The 19,307-nt window shown below is 63.3% G+C and carries 18 protein-coding genes; 9 read left to right on the plus strand and 9 right to left on the minus strand.

Translation table 11 applies throughout. The annotated features are described in order from the left end of the window. Positions 1 to 5 precede the first annotated feature (5 nt). Positions 6 to 434: a helix-turn-helix domain-containing protein gene (locus C5J22_RS12370; RefSeq protein WP_046633205.1), complete on the minus strand. Its 429-nt coding sequence runs from the start codon at positions 432 to 434 to the stop codon at positions 6 to 8. Between the two features lie 364 nt (positions 435 to 798). Between C5J22_RS12370 and C5J22_RS12375 the strand changes: the two genes are divergently transcribed. The 8 genes from C5J22_RS12375 to C5J22_RS12410 are packed head-to-tail and all read left to right on the plus strand — an operon-like array spanning position 799 to position 9,198. Beyond that, positions 799 to 1,833: an ABC transporter substrate-binding protein gene (locus C5J22_RS12375; protein WP_046603970.1), complete on the plus strand. Its 1,035-nt coding sequence runs from the start codon at positions 799 to 801 to the stop codon at positions 1,831 to 1,833. A 26-nt stretch (positions 1,834 to 1,859) separates the two neighbouring features. Next, a complete protein-coding gene (locus tag C5J22_RS12380) occupies positions 1,860 to 2,654 on the plus strand; it encodes an ABC transporter ATP-binding protein (protein WP_245440356.1) in 795 nt (264 codons plus the stop codon). Next, positions 2,651 to 3,484 (plus strand): ABC transporter permease, encoded by an 834-nt coding sequence (locus tag C5J22_RS12385; RefSeq protein ID WP_205837174.1) that lies wholly within the window; start codon positions 2,651 to 2,653, stop codon positions 3,482 to 3,484. The genes C5J22_RS12380 and C5J22_RS12385 overlap by 4 nt, the downstream gene beginning before the upstream one ends. 54 nt (positions 3,485 to 3,538) lie before the next feature. After that, positions 3,539 to 4,897, plus strand: a complete 1,359-nt coding sequence (locus tag C5J22_RS12390) for an FAD-dependent oxidoreductase (RefSeq protein ID WP_105438446.1) — start codon at positions 3,539 to 3,541, stop codon at positions 4,895 to 4,897. Further along, positions 4,894 to 6,066, plus strand: a complete 1,173-nt coding sequence (locus C5J22_RS12395) for a CaiB/BaiF CoA-transferase family protein (protein ID WP_105438447.1) — start codon at positions 4,894 to 4,896, stop codon at positions 6,064 to 6,066. Before C5J22_RS12390 ends, C5J22_RS12395 begins: the two co-directional genes overlap by 4 nt. Then, positions 6,063 to 6,839, plus strand: coding sequence for an enoyl-CoA hydratase-related protein (locus tag C5J22_RS12400; protein ID WP_105438448.1), 777 nt, complete (start codon positions 6,063 to 6,065; stop codon positions 6,837 to 6,839). The genes C5J22_RS12395 and C5J22_RS12400 overlap by 4 nt, the downstream gene beginning before the upstream one ends. Before the next feature lie 35 nt (positions 6,840 to 6,874). Then, on the plus strand, positions 6,875 to 7,798 hold the full coding sequence (locus tag C5J22_RS12405; RefSeq protein ID WP_038549375.1) for a LysR family transcriptional regulator: 924 nt from the start codon (positions 6,875 to 6,877) through the stop codon (positions 7,796 to 7,798). Next, positions 7,795 to 9,198 carry an amidohydrolase family protein gene (locus C5J22_RS12410; RefSeq protein ID WP_245440357.1) on the plus strand — a complete coding sequence of 468 codons (1,404 nt, stop codon included), beginning with the start codon at positions 7,795 to 7,797 and terminating at the stop codon, positions 9,196 to 9,198. The genes C5J22_RS12405 and C5J22_RS12410 overlap by 4 nt, the downstream gene beginning before the upstream one ends. Here the strand turns inward: C5J22_RS12410 and fdxA are convergent. Next, complete coding sequence (gene fdxA, locus C5J22_RS12415) at positions 9,195 to 9,533, minus strand: ferredoxin (RefSeq protein WP_105438449.1); 339 nt, start codon at positions 9,531 to 9,533, stop codon at positions 9,195 to 9,197. The genes C5J22_RS12410 and fdxA overlap by 4 nt on opposite strands. A 196-nt stretch (positions 9,534 to 9,729) precedes the next feature. Here fdxA and C5J22_RS12420 point away from each other — a divergent pair, with 196 nt between their 5' ends. Then, positions 9,730 to 11,532, plus strand: a complete 1,803-nt coding sequence (locus C5J22_RS12420; protein WP_105438450.1) for an adenine deaminase — start codon at positions 9,730 to 9,732, stop codon at positions 11,530 to 11,532. A 12-nt stretch (positions 11,533 to 11,544) separates the two neighbouring features. Here the strand turns inward: C5J22_RS12420 and C5J22_RS12425 are convergent, their stop codons facing one another. The 7 genes from C5J22_RS12425 to C5J22_RS12455 all read right to left on the minus strand — a co-directional run bounded on the left by C5J22_RS12425 (position 11,545) and on the right by C5J22_RS12455 (position 19,190). After that, positions 11,545 to 12,942, minus strand: a complete 1,398-nt coding sequence (locus tag C5J22_RS12425; protein WP_105438451.1) for a M20/M25/M40 family metallo-hydrolase — start codon at positions 12,940 to 12,942, stop codon at positions 11,545 to 11,547. Positions 12,943 to 13,029: 87 nt separating this feature from the next. Further along, positions 13,030 to 13,887: a carboxylating nicotinate-nucleotide diphosphorylase gene (gene nadC / locus C5J22_RS12430; RefSeq protein ID WP_105438452.1), complete on the minus strand. Its 858-nt coding sequence runs from the start codon at positions 13,885 to 13,887 to the stop codon at positions 13,030 to 13,032. A gap of 1 nt (position 13,888) precedes the next feature. Next, entirely contained in the window at positions 13,889 to 15,430 is a 1,542-nt protein-coding gene (locus C5J22_RS12435; RefSeq protein ID WP_105438453.1) for an L-aspartate oxidase, read from the minus strand. Continuing rightward, complete coding sequence (gene nadA / locus C5J22_RS12440; protein ID WP_105438454.1) at positions 15,427 to 16,398, minus strand: quinolinate synthase NadA; 972 nt, start codon at positions 16,396 to 16,398, stop codon at positions 15,427 to 15,429. Before nadA ends, C5J22_RS12435 begins: the two co-directional genes overlap by 4 nt. Positions 16,399 to 16,466: 68 nt before the next feature. Further along, positions 16,467 to 17,369, minus strand: coding sequence for a hypothetical protein (locus C5J22_RS12445; protein ID WP_105438455.1), 903 nt, complete (start codon positions 17,367 to 17,369; stop codon positions 16,467 to 16,469). 97 nt (positions 17,370 to 17,466) lie between these two features. Continuing rightward, positions 17,467 to 18,411 carry an ABC transporter substrate-binding protein gene (locus tag C5J22_RS12450; RefSeq protein WP_105438456.1) on the minus strand — a complete coding sequence of 315 codons (945 nt, stop codon included), beginning with the start codon at positions 18,409 to 18,411 and terminating at the stop codon, positions 17,467 to 17,469. After that, positions 18,408 to 19,190, minus strand: coding sequence for an ABC transporter permease (locus C5J22_RS12455; RefSeq protein WP_105438457.1), 783 nt, complete (start codon positions 19,188 to 19,190; stop codon positions 18,408 to 18,410). Before C5J22_RS12455 ends, C5J22_RS12450 begins: the two co-directional genes overlap by 4 nt. Positions 19,191 to 19,307 lie beyond the last annotated feature (117 nt).

The raw sequence follows: 19,307 nt of genomic DNA on the forward strand, positions 1-19,307 counted from the left end.
ACCGATCACTGGGCCGGTTGTCTTTCGATCTCGGCGAAAAGCGCTTCCGCCTCGAATTCCTTCGTGGCAACCGCTTGAACCAGTTCCAGGATGCGTTTGCGCAGAACTGGCTTCGTAATGCTCATGAATGCCATGCTCATCAGCAGCGCTTCATGCGTGAAATCGAATTGCGGGTCTTCGAGCTGGTTGTCGTTCGACGGTTCGACTGTCGGGATGCGGTCGAAGAACGCCACCATCTCGACCTTCAGCGCAGTTGCGATCTCCACCAGCTTGCCAACTGCAATCCGGTTGATGCCGTTTTCATATTTCTGAAGCTGCTGAGACGTGATGCCCACGTGGTGGGCGAGTTGCGGCTGGGTAAGCTTTTTCTCTCGCCTGTAGAGGCGGATCCGCTTTCCAACCTCTCTGTCGGCGGCATTCGGTGCTTTGCTCACTGCAGGACCATCTCTCCGGCGCTAGGATACATAGGTGTTATTTGTATCCTATCATCGATAGGTTGCCGAGTACCTTTCAAGAATTTTCTATCTTGAGTGGATAATTAAATAAACTTCCGCCAGGAATCAGGCCTTCGCGAAGTCTTCGGCCCTATATCGAGGCTTCGGCTCGGGCGATATACTTGACGATTGCCAATTCGATGGAATCGCCACGAGTCTGGCGTTGCCTTTTCGGCAACCAAATATGCGAATTATTGTTCTTTATTAGAACGCCACATTGCGCCATCCTCTCCACAATCCGGCAGCTGAGACCGGCGACGTCAAGCGAAAATGTATCAGGCCAAAAGGCCAACAGGGGAACGCTATGTCTCATTTCACACTGAATCGCCGCCGCTTTATCTCCAATGCCGCGGCCTTGGGCGGCCTTGCCGCCACCTCCAGCTTCCTCGGCATTCGGGCCGGCAACGCCAAGGACGTGGCCAAAGTGCGCATGCAGCTCGGCTGGCTTGCCTCGAACGGCGTGCTCGGCGAAGTCGCCGCCATGAAGAAGGGTTTTTTCCAGGAACAGGGCATCGAGCTTGAAATCGTCCCCGGCGGACCGAGCGTCGACGGCGTCGCGGGCGTCGCATCGGGCCAGTCCGCGACCGGCCAGATTTCCTCCAGCCCATCCGTCATGCTGGCGCGTTCGGCAGGCCTGCCGGTCAAGGCCTTCCTGTCCGGCTACCAGAAGCACCCGTTCACCTATTTCTCGCTGAAGAACAAGGCGATCAAGACCCCGAAGGACATGATCGGCAAGACGATCGCCACCCAGCCGACCGCCTTCATCCTGCTGCGCGCGCTGCTCGCCCAGAACGGCATCGCCGAGGACCAGGTGAAGATGGTCAATATGGGTTCGGACATGAACCAGCTGATCACCGGCCAGGCCGATGCGGTCACCGGCTGGCTCACCAATGTCAACGCTCTCGATGTGCTCGGCGACAACCGCGTCGACATGATGCTCTGGGATAGCGGCCTGCAGCTTTATGCCAACGTCTACTACACGACCGACGACCAGATCGCCAAACATTCGGATGTTCTCGAACGTTTCACCCGCGCCGCCGCCAAGGGCTGGGGTTATGTTCGCAACAACCAGAAAGAAGCGGTCGAGATGCTCTGCGAGGCCTATCCGATCCTCGACAAGGCAAGCGAAATGAAGGCCGTGGTCCCGTGCGTCGACTTCTCCTTCGGCGCCACCACCAAGGCATCGGGTTGGGGTACCATGTCGCGTGAAAACTGGGCAGCGCAGATCAAGGCCTATGCCGATCTCAAGCAGTTCAAGGGCACCGTTCCGACGGTCGACGACGTCGCGAACTTCTCCATCCTCGAAGCCACCAGCGACATCCGCAAACAGGTGGGGTGATAGTCATGTTAGGAACGGCGAAGTTGATGCCGAACGTTCCCCTGACAGAACCGGCAGCCACGGCGGTTTCGATCCGAAACCTCTCCGTCCGGTTCGGCGACAGGAACAACGAATTCACGGCCCTTTCCGATGTTTCCGTGGACATACCGGAAGGTGCCTTCGTCACCATGCTTGGGCCCTCGGGCTGCGGAAAATCGACCCTGCTCAGATGTGTGGCGGATCTCGTCCACATCAGCGACGGTTCGATTTCCGTGTTCGGCCGCAGCCCTCAGGAGGCTCGCCAGAGCCGCGACTTCGCCTTCGTTTTCCAGGATGCGACGCTGCTTCCCTGGCGGAACGTAATCGACAATGTTCGCCTGCCGCTGGAAGTCGGAAAACACGCCCAAACCGGCGACCATGCGGACCCGCATGAGCTGCTGGCCATGGTCGGGCTGAAGGGGCGCGAAAATTCGCTCCCTCACGAGCTTTCGGGCGGCATGCGCCAGCGCGTGGCGATCGCCCGGGCGCTGATCACGCGGCCGCGCATCCTGCTGATGGACGAGCCTTTCGGGGCGCTCGACGAAATCACCCGCGACCGGCTGAACGAGGAATTGCTGCGCGTCTGGCAGGAAACCGGAACGACGATCCTGTTCGTCACCCATTCCATCCCGGAAGCAGCCTTCCTCGGCCAGAACGTGCTGATGCTTCAGGCCCATCCGGGTCGCGTCAAGGAATTCATGAAGGTCGATCTCCCCTTCCCGCGTTCGCTTGCCGTGCGCGACACGGTCGAATTCATCGGCGTCACCGCGCATCTGCGCCGCCTTCTGGAGGAATGCCTGTGAGCCACGTCGTTTCCTCCACCACCAAGACCGGCGCCGCCCCCGATCGCAAGCTCGCACTCCTCGATGCGACGGCCGGCGTGCTCGTCAAACATATGCCGGCGATCGCAGCCGCTGTCGGGCTCGTGGTCCTCTGGCAGTTCGTTGTCTGGTTCTTCAAGATACCGACCTTCATGGCCCCGAGCCCGGTCGATGTCGCCTATGCCTTCCGCGACAACGCCGGGATCCTCTGGACCAACATGCTGCCGACGATCCTCGAGGCATTCCTCGGCTTCGTCTTCGGCAACCTCGTCGCCATCCTTCTGGCGATCTGGTTCGTCCACAGTTCGACGGCGGAAAAGGCTTTCTATCCGATCGCCGTCTTCATCAAGGCGATCCCGATCATTGCGCTCGCCCCGATCCTCGTCCTGATCTTTGGCAACGGGCTTGCACCAAAGATCATCATCGCCGGGCTGATCTGCTTCTTCCCGACTTTGGTCAACATGGTCCAGGGCCTCAAATCCGCGAGCCCCGCCATGCTCGACCTGATGCGGGTGCTGTCTGCCAGCAACACGGAAATCCTCTGGAAGGTAAGGCTGCCGAGTTCGATGCCGTTCCTGTTTGCGGCACTGAAGATTGCCGCGACCAGCAGCGTTATGGGCGCCATCGTCGCCGAATGGATCGGCTCGAGCTTCGGCCTCGGCGCTCTGATCATCGAGGCGACCTACAATTTCCGCTCGCCGCTGCTCTACGCAACCGTCGTGATCGCTGCGGTCCTTGCCGTCGTCCTCTTCTTCATCGTCTCGGTGATCGAAGCCCGGATGATCCGCTGGAAGCCGGCCGGATCGCATTGAGCTCAACGCATCGAACCAACTGTCCTCAGCCCAACTTTTTGGGAGTTTGAACCAATGCAACAGACAATTCTTCAGGCGGCGCGCAACGTCGCAGTGGTCGACCGTTCCGATGTGGTCGTCGTCGGCGGGGGGCCGGCGGGCATTTCCGCCGCCGTGTCCGCAGCCCGCAATGGCGCCAAGGTAACCCTCCTCGAACGTTACCCCTATGTCGGCGGTCTCGCCGCCGGCGGCATGGTGCTGGTGCTCGACGACATGATCAACAACCTCGAAATCACCGTGCAGGGCATCTGCATGGAGATGATCGAGCGCATGAAGAAGTGGGACCTCTGCGTCACGCCCACCGGCCGCGACCGCGAACTCGACATCCGCGAGACGCCCGACGCCTGGCGGCGCTGGGCGCGATGGGGCCTGTTCGATTTCCACACCCAGTCCATGCCGCACCCGATCTGCTTTTCCGCCGCCTTCGATCCGGACGGTTTCAAGCGCGCCTCCTACGACGTGCTGACCGAAGCGGGCGTGAAGCTCCGGACCCACAGCTGGTTCTCCTCCGCGATCATGGAAGGCAAGACCATCAAGGGCGTCATCTGCCAGACCAAGTCCGGCATGGAAGCGATCCTCGGCGATATCGTCATCGACACCACCGGTGACCTCGACGTCGCGGCCTCTGCCGGCGCCTCGCATGTGGAATCCAACTTCATTCTGACCACCGTCTCCCGCTGGGGCGGCGTCGATACGGATGCTGCCGAGCGCTTCGAATTCGAGGAGCCGGAAGCCTTCAAGAAGATCGACCATGAGGCGAAACGCCTGATCGGCGGCTGCTGGTCCTTCTGGTGGCTGAAGACCCCGCTGCCGGGCGTCGTCTGGCTTAATTGCCCGCATATGCCGAACCTCTCCGGTCTCAAGACCGAGGACCTGACCAAGGCCGAGCTCGAAGGCCGCAACCGTATCGCCCGCCTGCTCGATTTCACCCGCGAAAAGATGCCCGGCTTCGAGAAGGCCTATGTGGTCGATTTCGCGCCCCAGACCGGTGTGCGCCAGACGCGGCTGCTCGAAGGCGAATACGTCGTCACCAAGGACGACGTAATGAACCGTATCCACTTCTCCGACACCGTCTGCCGCGGCCGCGATTATTACACGCCCTACCGCTCGATGCTGCCGCGCGAAGTCGACCAGCTGATCGTCGCCGGACGTCACTACTCGGCGACACCGCAGGCGCAGAAGTCGAGCCGCGAAATCCCGCCCTGCATGGCGATGGGCGAGGCCGCGGGCGTTGCCGCCGTCGTGGCGCTCAACGCCGGAACCACCGTTCGGAAAGCCGATGTCGGCAAGATCCAGAAACAGATGCGGGCCCAGGGTGCCGATCCCGGTGATGTGCCCTCCGACAATGCAACATTCCTGGAGGCTGCGGAATGAATTCTCTACCCCTCGACGGCATCCGCGTGATCGATTTCACGCAGGTCATGCTCGGCCCCTGCTGCACCCAGACACTCGCCGATTACGGCGCCGATGTGATCAAGATCGAGAAGGCCAAGATCGGCGACCTGTCGCGCTGGTCGCTCGGCTCCGATCCGGACGGCCTCAACAACCCGGTCTTCTGCTCGCTGAACCGCAACAAGAAGAGCCTGGCGCTCGACCTGAAGCTTAGCGAAGCCCGCGACGCCGTGCTGGCGCTGATCGCCGGCGCAGACGTGGTGGTCAACAACTTCCGCCCCGGCGTGATGGAGCGCATGGGCTTCGGTTATGAGGACCTGAAAAAGATCAACAAGCGGCTGATCTACGCCGTCGGCACCGGCTTCGGCCTCACCGGCCCCTACCAGCACAAGGGCGGCCAGGATATTCTCGCCCAGGCGCTTTCCGGCGTCATGCGCCGCAAGTCCGACAGCGCCCACCCGACCTCGATCTACGCCACCCCGCTTGCCGACTATTCCGCCGGCATGCACCTCGTCCAGGGCATTCTGCTGGCGCTCCTGCACCGGGAAAAGACCGGCGAAGGCCAGCAGGTCGCCGTCAGCCTCTACAATTCCATGCTTGCCATGCAGATGCAGGAAGGTGCAGCGCACATGATGCGCGAGAAGGATTTGAACTGGGGCGCCTTCCCGCTGACCGGGGTTTTCGACACGACCGACGGCGCGATCGTCATGGTCGGCGCCTTCAAGCAGAACCCGCTGCAGGACATCTGCAACGCGCTCGAAATCGAAGACCTCTCGGCCCAGCCGCGCTACAAGGACTTCGATTCCCAGATGGCTCACCGCCCGGAACTGCAGGAGATTTTTCGCGCGAACTTTGCCAGGAACAGCAATGCCCATTGGCTGAAGCGCCTGGAGGAGGTCGATATCCTCTGCGCGCCGGTGCGCAACCTCGCCGAAGCGCTGCAGGACCCGCAGACGGTCATCAACAAGATGATCCTCGAAGCGGGTGAAACGGCTGCCGGTCCTATTCGCCTCATCGGATCTCCCATCGACATGTCCGCGGCACCGGTGTCGGTGCGCATCGCGCCGCCTAGCCTCGGCCAGCACAATGACGAAATCCTCGCCTCGCTGGAGGCCCAGTCTTTGCAAGCGGCACGCGGAGACGCGGCATGACCGTCGGATTCTCCGTCGAGAACCGGGTCGCACGGGTCACGCTCGACCGCCCGGACCGCATGAACGCCGTCGACGCCGCGACCGAAAAGGAACTTGACGCGATCTGGTCCGAGATCGAGGCCCGCGACGATATTTCCTGCGTGGTCCTGACCGGCAGCGGCCAGAAAGCCTTCTGCACCGGTGCCGACCTCAAGGGCGGCGCCACCAAGTCAGGCCTCGAATACTGGGCGGAAAGCCGCACCAACGGGTTCGGTGGCCTCGCCTTCCGCAAATCGCTGGACGTGCCGGTGATCGCCCGCGTCAACGGCTACGCACTCGGCGGCGGCTTCGAGATGGTGCTCGGCTGCGACATCGTGATCGCCGCCGACACCGCGAGGTTCGGCCTGCCGGAAGCCCGCGTGGGCCGCATGCCGCTCGACGGCGGCATGGTGCTCCTGCAGCGGAAAATCCCGCACAACCTTGCCATGGCCGTGATGCTGACCGGCCGGCAGTTTACCGCCGCCGAAATGCAGGGCTTCGGCATCGTCAACGAGATCGTGCCCTTTGACGCATTGGATGCCGCCGTCGACAAATGGGTGGGCGATATCGTCGCCTGCGCCCCGCTGTCGCTGAAGGCGATCAAGCAGACGGTCAACCGCACCGGTCATCTCAGCCCCGCGGAAGCTCAAGGATTGCGCACCCCCGCGCTGATCCGGGCGCTGCAGAGCGAAGACGCCGTCGAAGGTGTGACGGCCTTCCGCGAAAAGCGTGCTCCGGTTTGGCAGGGCCGGTAGGTATGGTATGAATTTCAGGATCTTGGGGGATGAATATGCACGCCAGTATCCTGAAATATTTCGTCGAAGTCGCGCGCGCCGGCTCGATACGAAAGGCCTCCGAAGAGCTGCATGTGGCGACCTCCGCCGTCAGCCGCCAAATCCGCAAGCTTGAGGACGAGCTCGGCACGCCGCTGTTCGAACGGTTCTCCGATGGCCTGCGCCTCACCTCCGCCGGCAAGGTGGTGCTGAAGCACGCCAAGGAGACTATTCATCACTACGAGATCATGAAATCGGATCTCGGCGACCTGCAGGGCAAGCGCACCGGCCGCGTCCACATCGCCTGCCTGGACAGCCTGGCCGTGCAGTTCATGCCGGAATTCGTGATGGGATTTCACCACAAGAATCCGGCCGTCGACTTCCGCATCCGCGCCGACAATTTCAACAACATCTTCCATTTCGTTGCCGACGGCGACTGCGACATCGGCATCACCTTCGATCTCGCCCGGCCGCACGACATCAAGCTGGTCCACGGCGTGCGCATGCCGCTGATGGTGATGGTCGCCAAACACCATCCGCTGGCCCGCCAGAAAAGCGCCACCCTGCAGGAATGCGCCCAGTTCAAGCTGCTGCTGCAGCTCGACAACGAGGTGATGAGCTCGATGATCGCCGTCGAACTCGCCTCGCTCGATCGCGTCGGCCGCACGCTTGTCGCGACCAATAACCAGATGATGCTGAAGCCGCTGATCCTGTCGGGCGAAGGCGTCGCCTTCTTCACGCCGCTCGGCCTCCTGAAAGAGCTGAAGGCCGGCGACGTGGTTGCCCTGCCGATCGCCGGCTCCCGCCTGCAGAACATGGAGGTCGGCATCGTCGCGCCCCATAACCGGCAGCTCACCCACGCGACGGAGGCAGTCATCGAGGCCCTCAGCGTCGATCTCGAAAAGTTCAGCAACCAGATTGCGGAGGTCATCAAGCGGTGACATCGAACAAAGACAAGCGTTTCCTGCAGCGTCCGGGCCACGAAAAGGCCCTGCGCGGCGAGGCAGTGCGAGTCGCCCTTCCCATGCTCGCCTCCGCCATTCCGCTTACCCCCGGCGATCTCATCCTGCCTATGCCGGTCAACGCCCATGACCACGGTTACGGCATCCGCACGCTCGATTTCGGCAGCCTCGACGATGCGCTGGAAACCTGGATCCCGACCATGCGGCTCCGCCCCCGCACCGACGCCTATCTCGAAGCTCTCGTCGCCTTCGGACGCCTCGCAAAGACCGGTGTCGCCGCCACCATCCATTGCCACAATTCCCTGAATGCGGCCCGCATGGTCGACGAAGCCCTGGAGGTGATCCGCGCAGCGGGGGACGTCGGTATCCGGCTTGGTCTCTCCTGCCCGCTTCTCGACCATGACGCCTGGGCCTATGACGGAGGTCCGGAAAGGTTGAAGCCCTTCCTCAGCCCAGCGGAATGGGAGGCTTTGTCTCCCCTCGCCCCACGCTATGCCCCGTTCCGCGATCAGCTCGCCGCCGCCGATGCCGTCGCCGCCGCGAATTCCAATCCTCTGGTCGATGTCCAATACGGCCCAATCGGCCCGCAATGGTGCTCGAACGCACTGCTCGAAGCTATTGCCGAGGCATCCGCCACCAACAATCGCCGCATCCACATGCACCTGCTCGAAAGCCCACGGCAGCGAGCATGGCTGGACAGACGCTTCCCGCAAGGCATCGTGCGCTATCTTGATGAGATCGGCTTCCTCTCGCCGCGTCTGGCGGTCGCCCACGGCGTGCAGCTCCGGCCGGACGAATACGAATTGCTGGCCGAACGCGGCGTCCAGCTCGTCTCCAATCCCTCCGCCAACCTGCGCCTGCGCTCCGGCACCGCGCCGCTCGCAGATGCCGTCAAGCGCGGCCTCCGCTTCGGCATCGGGCTGGACGGCAGCGCCTTCGACGACGACCAGGATCTCTGGCGCGAAATGCGGCTTCTCTATTTCCTGCATGGCGGGCGCGGGCTTGAGAGAGATTTCACCGCTGCCAACATTTTCGACGCCGCCATTCGCACTGGCGCGACCGTCGTCAACGCCCCGCTCGGAGAGGATTTTACGGTCGTCGACTATGAGGCCCTGATCGCCGACAGCGTCTTCGACGATCTCGACGAGGCGGAAGTATTGCTGAACCGCATGTCCGCCGCCCACGCCAAGGCCGTCTATGTCGCCGGCCGGCCGGTCATGCGGGACGGCAGGCTCGTGAATGTCGATTTCGATGCGGCTCGCAAGGAACTGCTGGCCCAGGCCAGGGCCGACCTGCCGCGCCTGACCATCGAGCGGGAAAGATGCGGCAAGCTGATTACGGCCACCCGCGCCTATTACGGAAGTTGGACCAACGCTTAGTGAGCCGCCTCGCGCGCAGGCGCCGATGTCACCACCGGGTGATCGACATTCCGCGTCCGGCTTTTGTCCCAGCCGCCGGGCGATCCCAGCCCGGTGACCTCGGCTCCGAAATAATCCCGGTTCACCGGAACGAAGGCCATCTGCGCCTCGGTCGCCTCCTCGTCGTAGGCGATGGCATCGACCGGACAGATCGAAAGACAGAGGCCGCAATTGATGCATTCGTCCGGATGGATATAGAACATCCGCCCGCCCTCGTAGATGCAGTCGACGGGACATGCCGCGGTGCAGGCGCCGTCCTTCACGTCGATACAAGGTTCGGTGATGATATAGGCCATCGGATCGTTTGCCTTTCATTGCCTTGAGTACACTATCCCAAACCTGAGCGTTGCTGGAAAGCAGCATATTTCGTCGCAAGAGTTCGAATTTCGGCAACGCTCCAATTGTGTTCCCTTCCTAATGGCGCTTCCTTGCCATGCCGGCGTTCCCTACAATCTTGCCTGTCCCTCCCAGTGTCCTCGAAATGAGATTTTCATGAGCACCCTCACCCGCTTCTCCGTCCCACCGCTTTCGACCATGACCCGCCGTCTCGCCGATGTGGCTTCCGCCCGTCGCGATCCCGATCTGGTCATCCAGGGTGCCCGTGTGCTGTCCACCTATTCGGAGCGCATTCTCGACGGTCGCGAAGTCTGGGTTTCGGGTGGTCGCATCGCAGCCGTCAAACCGGCCGGCAGCTACCGGCACGGCTCGGCAAAGCTCTACGATGCCAAGGGCGGCATCATCGCCCCGGGCCTCGTCGATCCGCATATCCACATCGAATCCTCGATGGTGACCGCCTGCGCCTATGCCGAGGCAGCACTCCTCAACGGCACCACGACGATCTTCTGCGACAGCCACGAGATCGGCAATGTCATGGACGTCGCGGGCGTCGAGGCGATGCTGGAAGATGCGCGCCTGGCACCACTATCGATCTTCCTGACCGTGCCGAGCACCGTGCCTGCGACGTCTCCGGAACTCGAAACCGCCGGCGGCGACCTGACACCCGCCAAAATCGCCGCACTGTTCGACAAATGGCCTGAGGCGGTGGCGCTCGGCGAAAAGATGGATTTCGTCCCGGTCGCTATGGGCGACGAGCGCAGCCATGCGATCCTCGCCGCGGCACTCCAGCGCGGCCGGCCGGTCTCGGGCCATGTCTACGGCCGGGAATTCGTCGCCGCCTATGCAGCTTCCGGCGTCACCGATACCCATGAGGCGATCGACCGCGACATCGCCGACGACCTGCTCGAAGCCGGCGTCTGGCTCTTCCTGCGCGGCGGCCCGCCGACGACGCCGTGGCATTCCCTGCCGCATGCGATCAGGACGATCACCGAACTCGGCGCCTCGCATAAACGCGTCGCCGTCTGCACCGATGATCGCGACGCCGAGGACCTGCTCGCCTTCGGGCTCGACTGGGTGACGCGCGAAGCGGTCAAGGCCGGCATGACGCCGGAACAGGCCTGGGCGATGGGCTCGCTGCACGGCGCGACCCGTTTCGGCATGGAAGGCGAGATCGGTGGACTTGGCGGCGGACGGAGGGCGGACCTCGTACTTCTGACCGACGACCTGAAACCGGTCAGCACCTGGTACGGCGGCGAACTGGTGGTCGACAACCGCAAGATCACGCCAATCCTGGATGAAGCGCTTTCAAAACCCTATCGTTATCCGGAAGCCGCCTATCACACAGTCAAACTGCCGAAGAACCTGAAACTGGCACCCGGCCTTCCCGTTGATACCGTCGTTGCCCATACGATCCGCACCGAGCTTCCCGGCATCACGCTCGGCCATGTGCCGGTGACGCTCGAACCTGCCGACCACTGGCAGGCACATTTCGACCGCCACGACCTCTGCTTCGTCACCGTCGTCGAGCGGCACGGCAAATCATCCGGCAATGTCGCACACGGGCTGCTGAACGGTTTCGGCCTGAAAAAGGGCGCCGTCGCCTCCTCGGTCGGCCATGACAGCCACAACATCATCGTCGCCGGCACGAATGAGACCGACATGCAGCTGGCACTGGATGCGATCGAGGAAAAACAGGGCGGCGTCTGCGTCGTGATGGACGGAAAGGTCACCGCAATGGTGCCGCTGCCGATCGCCGGCCTGCTCTCCGACAAACGCGTCCACGAGGTCGCCGACGAGGTGAAGGCCCTCAAGCTCGAATGGGAAAAGGCAGGCTGCACCATCGCCTATATGGGCTTCAACCTCATCCCGCTGTCGGTCATCCCGGAAATCCGCATCACCGACAAGGGACTTGTGCTCGTGCCGGAAATGATGATCTCGCCGCTCTTCGAAAAGGCCTGAGCGGCGGCAGGATCAGTCGGCAAGCTCGGCGAGAATGCGGACCCAGGAGCGGATGCCCTTGTGGAAGCTCGACAGGTCGTATTTCTCGTTCGGGCTGTGAACGCGGTTGTCGAAGCGGGCAAAGCCGACCAGCAACGCGTCGCAGCCGAGCCGGCGCTTGAACTCACCGATGATCGGGATTGAGCCGCCGGTTCCGGCGAGCGCCGCCTCGCATTCCCATTCGGTCGAAAGCGCTGCGAGCGTCTTCGTCAGAAACGGGCTTTCGATCGGCATCACGGTCGCCGGCGCCAGGCCGAAATCCTTGAACGTCACCGAGCAGTCGGCCGGAATACGCGCAGCGACATGCGCCTTGAAGGCATCTCGGATCGTTTCCGGAACCTGTCCGTCGACCAGCCGGAACGATATCTTGGCGGTCGCCTTGGCCGGGATGACCGTCTTGAACCCTTCGCCCGTATAACCGCCGCTCATGCCGTTGATCTCGCAGCTTGGCCGCGCCCAGACCTGTTCGAGGATGGACCGGTCCGCCTCGCCCGCCGGGATCGCGAGCCCGATATCGGCGAGAAAACCCTTCTCGTCGAACGGCAACCGTTGCCACTGCGCCTTGATGGCTTCCGGCAGTTCCTTGACGCCATCGTAAAAACCCTCGACCGCCACGCCGCCGTCCGGCGTCCTGAGGCTCGCGACGACATCCGATAGAACCTGCAGCGCGTTGCGGGCGGCATTGCCGAACATGCCGGAATGCAGGTCCCGGTCCGCGCAGGTAATCTCGACCTCGGTACTGTAGAGCCCGCGCAGCATGGTGGTGACGGCCGGCGTCTCGCGGTCCCACATGTCGGTGTCGCAGACATAGACCATGTCGGCCTTTAGTTCCTCGGCGGTGGCATCGAGGAACGGCGCAAGGCTTGGGCTGCCCGCCTCCTCCTCGCCTTCGAAAAGGATGCTGACCTGCACCGGCAGCCTGCCGGTCACCGCCTTCCAGGCACGGCAGGCTTCGACGAAGGTCATCATCTGCCCCTTGTCGTCCGAGGCGCCGCGCGCGACGATCGCGGTATCGCCGTTCGGCAACGGCTCCAGCCGCGGCTCGAACGGATCGCTCGTCCAGAGCGCCAGCGGATCGACCGGCTGGACGTCGTAATGCCCGTAGAACAGCAGATGCGGCCCGGCCGCATCCTTCTGGTGCGCGACAACCATGGGATGGCCCGTGGTCGGCCGGACGGAGGCCTCGAAGCCGATCGATCCGAGATCGCGGCTCAGCCACTCGGCCGCCGCCTTGCACTGGTCGCGATAGCCGGGGTCGGTCGAGATGCTCGGAATACGGATCAGATCAAAGAGGCGCGCGAGGCTCTCGTCGATTTCGGCATCGACAAGAGCGAGCACGGCGTCGATCTGTTCTTCGGGTATTCTCGGCATCTTGTACTCCTTGCCCGTCCGGTGTTGCGGATCAAGGATGTACCATTGTTTTCAACGGCACCGGAAGCCTCTGGCGCCGTCGGTCAGCTAATTTGCAGAGCGAAAATCGAGCCCGATATCCAGCGTCGGCGCGCTGTGGGTGATCCAGCCGACGGAGAGCAGATCGACGCCCGAAGCCGCCACGGCGGCGGCAGTCGCCGGCGTGATCCCGCCTGACGCCTCGGTGATCGCCCGGCCGGCGACGATGCCGACCGCCTCGCGAAGCTGCTCCGGGGTCATGTTGTCGAGCAACACCGCATCGACACCGACCTCCATGGCTTCGTGAAGCTGGTCGAGCGTATCCACCTCCACCTCGATCTTGACCATATGCCCGACGCCTGCCTTGGCGCGGCGGATGGCTTCGGTTATGCCGCCGGCAATCGCCACGTGATTGTCCTTGATCAGCACCGCATCATAGAGAGCAAAGCGATGGTTCATGCCGCCGCCGGCGCGTACCGCGTATTTTTCCAGCGCCCGAAGCCCCGGTGTCGTCTTGCGGGTGCAGACGACCGAAGCCTTGGTGCCTTCGATCGCCGCGACAATGCCGGCCGTGACGCTGGCGATGCCGGAGAGATGGCCGAGGAAATTCAGTGCCGTCCGTTCGCCGGTCAGAAGGCCGCGCGACGGACCTTCGATCGTGGCGATCACGTCACCCGGCTTAACCGCCCTGCCGTCCTCGATATGGCGGGTCATGACGATCTTCGGATCGACGAGCTGGAAAGCGAGCTCGGCCGCGTCGAGTCCGGCGATGACACCCGGTTTGCGGGCCGCCATGACGACCGTCGAGCGATGACCGGCCGGAATGACCGCCGTCGACGTGACGTCGCCGGCAAGGCCGAGATCTTCCAGAAGTGCTAGGCGCACAGGCGGTTCGACGAGAAGTCGCGGAAGGGTTGCAAGGATCATGTCAGGCACTCCGGGCAAGGGGATGGGAAGCGGTCGCGCGGGCAATTTCCAGCGCATCGGCAAGACGCATCTGCCGCCGCTCCGCATAGCCAAGCTTCAACGGGAAATCGGTGCGCGCATGCGCCCCGCGGGATTCCTTTCGCAGCGATGCGAAGACGGCGATCAGCAGCGCGACGATCGCCGGATCGGCGGCTGGTCCTTCGCTCTCGACAAGCGGCAACAGACCGGCGATCGCACCATGGATAGCGCCGGCATTTCTGAGGACGCCGAGATGCCGCGATACGATCGGCCGTACGGGAGAAATATCCGCCGGCACCGGCAATTCGGCATCGGTGATCTGATAAACCGTTCCGGCAGAGATCGCCGAGAGGTCCCGCGCTGCCCGCATGCCCATCACGGCCGCTTCCAGAAGCGAGTTGCTGGCGAGCCGGTTGGCGCCGTGGAGACCGGTCGAAGCCGCCTCGCCCACCACCCAGAGACCGGACAACGAGCTGCGGCCATTCGCGTCCGTCGACACCCCGCCCATGTGGTAATGAACGGCGGGACGAACCGGAATGAGGTCGGAATTGGGATCGACGCTCGCCTCCCGGCAGAGCGCGTCGATCGCCGGAAACCGCCCGGAGAACCGGCTTCCAAGCGCCGGCCGGGCATCGAGAAAGACGCGCCCGCCGCGGGCGATCTCGGCGCTGATCGCACGGGCCACGATATCCCGCGGCGCCAGTTCGGCACCGGGTTCGCGGGCGAGAAAACGCTCGCCCCTTTCGTTGACCAGCACCGCGCCCTCGCCACGCACCGCCTCGCTCACCAGCGCCAGCGGTCGCCGCTGCGAATCGAGCGCCGTCGGGTGGAACTGCACGAATTCCATATCCGCAAGCAGCGCGCCCGCCCGTGCCGCAAGCATCACACCCTGGCCGAAATTGCCGGTCGGATTGGTGGTCGCGTCATAAAGTCCACCGAGACCGCCGGTCGCCAGAACCACCCGCGAGGTCGGAACAACTACTGCGCCCGACCCCGCCGCGCAGAGCAGGCCGGACACTGCGCCGCCATCCGTCAAAAGCCGACGAGCCTCGACACCATCGAGCACCGTGATCGACGGTGTCCTGGAAACGGCTTCGACCAAAGCCCGGACGATCGCCGCACCCGAGCCGTCGCCCGCCACATGCACGATACGGCGGCGCGAATGGGCTGCCTCCAGGCCGAGCGAAAGCGAACCATCGGCCGCCCGGTCGAAGCGGACGCCGAATTTTTCGAGGATGGCAATGGCGTTCGGGGCTTGCCTCAGGATGGAAGCCGCCACAGTCGGATCACAAAGTCCGTCGCCGGCTGCGAGCGTATCGGCCAGATGCAGGTCCGCGCTGTCGTCGGGCCCGAGGCTGGCAGCTATGCCGCCCTGCGCCCAGGCGCTCGACGTTTCCGCACCCAAGGCGGCGCGGGTGATCAGCACGACGGGCTGCGGCGCCAAGGTCAACGCCGTCACCAGCCCCGCCAGGCCGCTGCCGACGATCGCGACGCGGCCGGCGAGATGGTCGAGGATTTCGGTCATATGGCGAGCATCCTCTCGACTGCGCGGCGGGCGGCAACCGCGATCGACGGATCGACGGTCACCTCGTGCCGGTTTTCCTCCAGCGCCTTGCGGATGTTTGCGAGCGTGATGCGCTTCATGTGCGGGCAGAGATTGCAGGGCCGCACGAACTCCACATCCGGGTGATGCACGGCAACGTTGTCGCTCATCGAGCACTCCGTCAGAAGCACGACGCGGGCCGGCTTCTTCTGGCCGACATAATCGGACATGACGGCGGTAGAACCGGCAAAGTCGGCCTCGGCCACCACTTCCGGCGGGCATTCCGGATGCGCCAGAACCACCACGCCCGGATGCGCCTCGCGCAGATCGCGGACATCCTGCGCGTTGAACAGCTCGTGCACTTCGCAATGGCCATGCCAGGCGATGATCTCGACATCCGTTTCCCGCGCCACGTTCTGCGCCAGGTATTCGTCCGGGATCATCAGTACTTTCGGAACGCCGAGCGATTCCACCACCTGCTTGGCATTGCCGGAGGTGCAGCAGATATCAGATGCCGCCTTCACCGCCGCCGAAGTGTTCACATAGGTGATGATCGGCACGCCGGGATGCGCCTGCCGCAGCAGCGCGATGTCCGCGGGCGTGATCGAATCCGCCAGCGAACAGCCCGCCTCCATGTCAGGGATCAGCACGGTCTTTCCGGGGTTCAGCAGCTTTGCCGTCTCTGCCATGAAATGCACGCCGGCGAGCACGATGACATCCGCATCCACGTCGATCGCCTTGCGGGCGAGCGCCAGGCTGTCACCGACGATATCCGCGACGCCATGGAAGATTTCCGGCGTCTGATAGTTGTGAGCGAGGATGACGGCGTTGCGGGTGCGCTTCAACTCAAGGATCGCTGCGACATCCGCCTCGTAGCTCATCCACTCGGCCTTGGGGATGACACGGCTAACACGATCGTAAAGCTGGGAAACCGAAAGCGGAGAATTCATCAGCAGCTCCTTTTATACTCGAAGTGAGTATATCCGGCGCAGAGACATATTCTCGATTCGAGTTTATGTCAATTACGTGAAAGCGGAAGTTTCGAACCGGAAAGCGCACGCTCTTCGAGGACCGCATGACGGTAGCGGAAAAGCTTGGCCGGCCTCCCGCCGGTTTCGCTGGTCGCCTCGCCGGTTTCCTCGATCAGCTCCTGCTGGTCGATCAGCCGGCGGAAATTCGGCTTGTGCAGCGTCAAGCCAGCCAGTGCCTCGACGGTGCGCTGCAATTGCGACAGCGTAAAACTTTCAGGCATCAATTCGAAGACCACCGGGCGGTATTTGATCTTGGCGCGCAGCCGCGCGATCCCGGTCGCCAGGATGCGGCGGTGGTCGGCAAACATCGAACGCCCGAAACTTTTGGTCGGCGGACAACCGGCCTCGGTCACCAGCCCTGCCTCATACATCAGTTCGTAACGCTGCAGGCCGAGATCCTCGTTCCATGCGGCGCCGTCGAGGCCGAAGGCAAAATCGACACGGCGCCGGCGGTGTTCGCGGCGCGCCGTTTCCGAAGCGACCCAATCCTGCAGGCGGTCGGTGATGGCCGCCTGTATCTCCGGCCTGCCCCCGCGATGGTCTTCCCAGGGGAAATATTCGTACCAGCCGTGCCAACCGGGTTTTCCGGCACCGGGTGCGGCCTGCTCGCGGACCAGGCCGAGATAGCTGATCGAGATCGTCCGCCCCTCGGCATCCTCATGGGTCCGGTCGCGGTCGGCGAAGGTATAGAGCTGTTCGAGATAACCGAGCGGATGGCCGGTCTGGTCCCCCACCCATTCGCGAAGCCCGGCCTGCAGGCTCCTGTGCCCAAGCTCGAAAGGCCCGGATGGCAGCGCATCGCCGGAGCGAACCGTCATCACGCGCGGCTCGTCGCCGGTCACGGCGGACAGAACCGCGATCAGTTCCGCATGGGCAAGTCCGATGGTCAAGCAAACTCCGAAGTGCGTAACGTGAAAAGCCTGTCTGGCATGAAAATCACGTTACGCGAACCCCGGCGTTCAAATCAAACAATATCAGCAGCTTGGCTTACTTGATTTCGACCGCGAGATCCCCGATCGGCGGCACGGTCTTGATCAGTCCCATTTCCTGCATGAAGGCGGCGAAGCGCTGATAGCGGCCTTGGTCGAGTGCGGCCGGACGCTTGGCAAAGCGCGGCAGCGTGTCGAAGAACGCGGTGCGGTTCAGTTCGTCATCGAGGTTGGGATAGGCCTTGACGAAAAGCTGCCAAGCCTCCTGCGGATGGTTGGTGATGTAGATCGAAGCCTGCTCGACGGCATGCAGGAAACGCGGCAGCCGGTTATCGGCGGCAGAATCGCGGCGGGTGACGAAGATCAGCTCGTCATAGGCCGGAACGCCGTGCTCTTCCGGGAAGAAGGCGCGACCCGGATGGCCCTCGATCTTCATCTGGGTCAGCTCGAAATTGCGGAAACCGCCGAGCGTCGCATCCACCTTGCCGCCGATCAGCGACGGTGACAGCGAAAAATTGACGTTGATCAGTTCCACATCGCCGTTCGAAAGCCCTTCGGAGGCCAGCATGCGCTTCAGCATCGCATCCTCGAAACCGGTGACGGAAAAGCCGACCTTCTTGCCCTTCAGGTCCTTGAGGCTCTTGATCGGACCGTCCGCCAGCACCGTGACGGTGTTCAAGGGCGTCTCGACCAGCGTGCCGAACCGCACCAGCGGCAGCCCTGCCTCATGGTCGAGATAGAGATTGGGCTGGTAGTGGATGCCGATATCCGCCTGGCCGGCCGAAACCAGCCGCGGCACCGCGGAGGCGTCTGACGGCGGGATGAGCTCGACGTCGAGATTGGCATCGGCAAACAGCCCGCGCTGCTTGGCGATGGCCATCGGCGCGTGGTCCGGATTGACGAACCATTCGAGCAGCACGCTGAGCTTGTCGGCGGCCTGCGCAGAAACGGGCGCAGCCAGACTGGCCAGCGCAATGAAGGACGCGGTGAGGATACGGATCATGATCGGACGGAACTCCCTGATGCGGATGAAGATGAAGGGTCGGCTTCGCTGGCCCACGGGGCGAGCCCGGCGGTCAGCCGGTCGATAAGAAGCCGTAGAATGAGGGTAAGGATTGCCAATATGGTCATCGCCGCGAACACCGTGTCGGTCTGCATGCGGGCATTGGCCTGGATCATCACGAAGCCGAGCCCGCCGGACGCGCCGACCCATTCCCCGACGACCGCACCAAGCGGCGCAAGCGGGGCAGCGACCCGAAGACCGGAGACGAGGCTCGGGATCGCCAGCGGCACGCGCATCGACACCAGCGTCTGCCAGTGGTTCGCGCCCTCCAGCGAGACGGCGTCGAGGATTTCCTGGTCGGTGCGACGAAGACCATCGGCAAAGGCCGACGCGACCGGAAAGAAGATGATGATCGTCGTCATCGCCACTTTCGAGGCCAGCCCGAAACCCAGCCAGAGAACCAGGATCGGCGCCAGCACGAAGACGGGAAAGGCCTGCAGGATCAGCACCATCGGCCAGACGAGACGACCAAGCCGCGGCAACGCGGCGACGCCGAAGGCCGTGGCGATGCCGAGGCCTGCGCCGATCGCCAAACCGAACACGATTTCCGTCAGCGTCACGAGGCCGTTCTGCAGCAGGAAACCCGGCTGCCGCCCGAAGGCGGAAGCAACGGCAATCGGAGACGGCAGAATGTAACGGGGCGGAGCAAACAGCCAGACGCCCGCTTGCCAGAGGGCGACAAGCAGGACGAGGCCGATGACCGCATGGGACGCGCGCATGATGCTACGCGCCGAACCTGCACGCCGGGACCGGATATCCTCGCGGAACCACGGGAAGAATGGATGTCATCGGTCGATCTCCAGATCAGTCAATCACGGAGATCCAGGTGAAGCGGA

The sequence above is a fragment of the Neorhizobium sp. T25_13 genome, assembly GCF_002968675.1.
GTDB classification, from domain to species: Bacteria; Pseudomonadota; Alphaproteobacteria; order Rhizobiales; family Rhizobiaceae; genus Neorhizobium; species Neorhizobium tomejilense.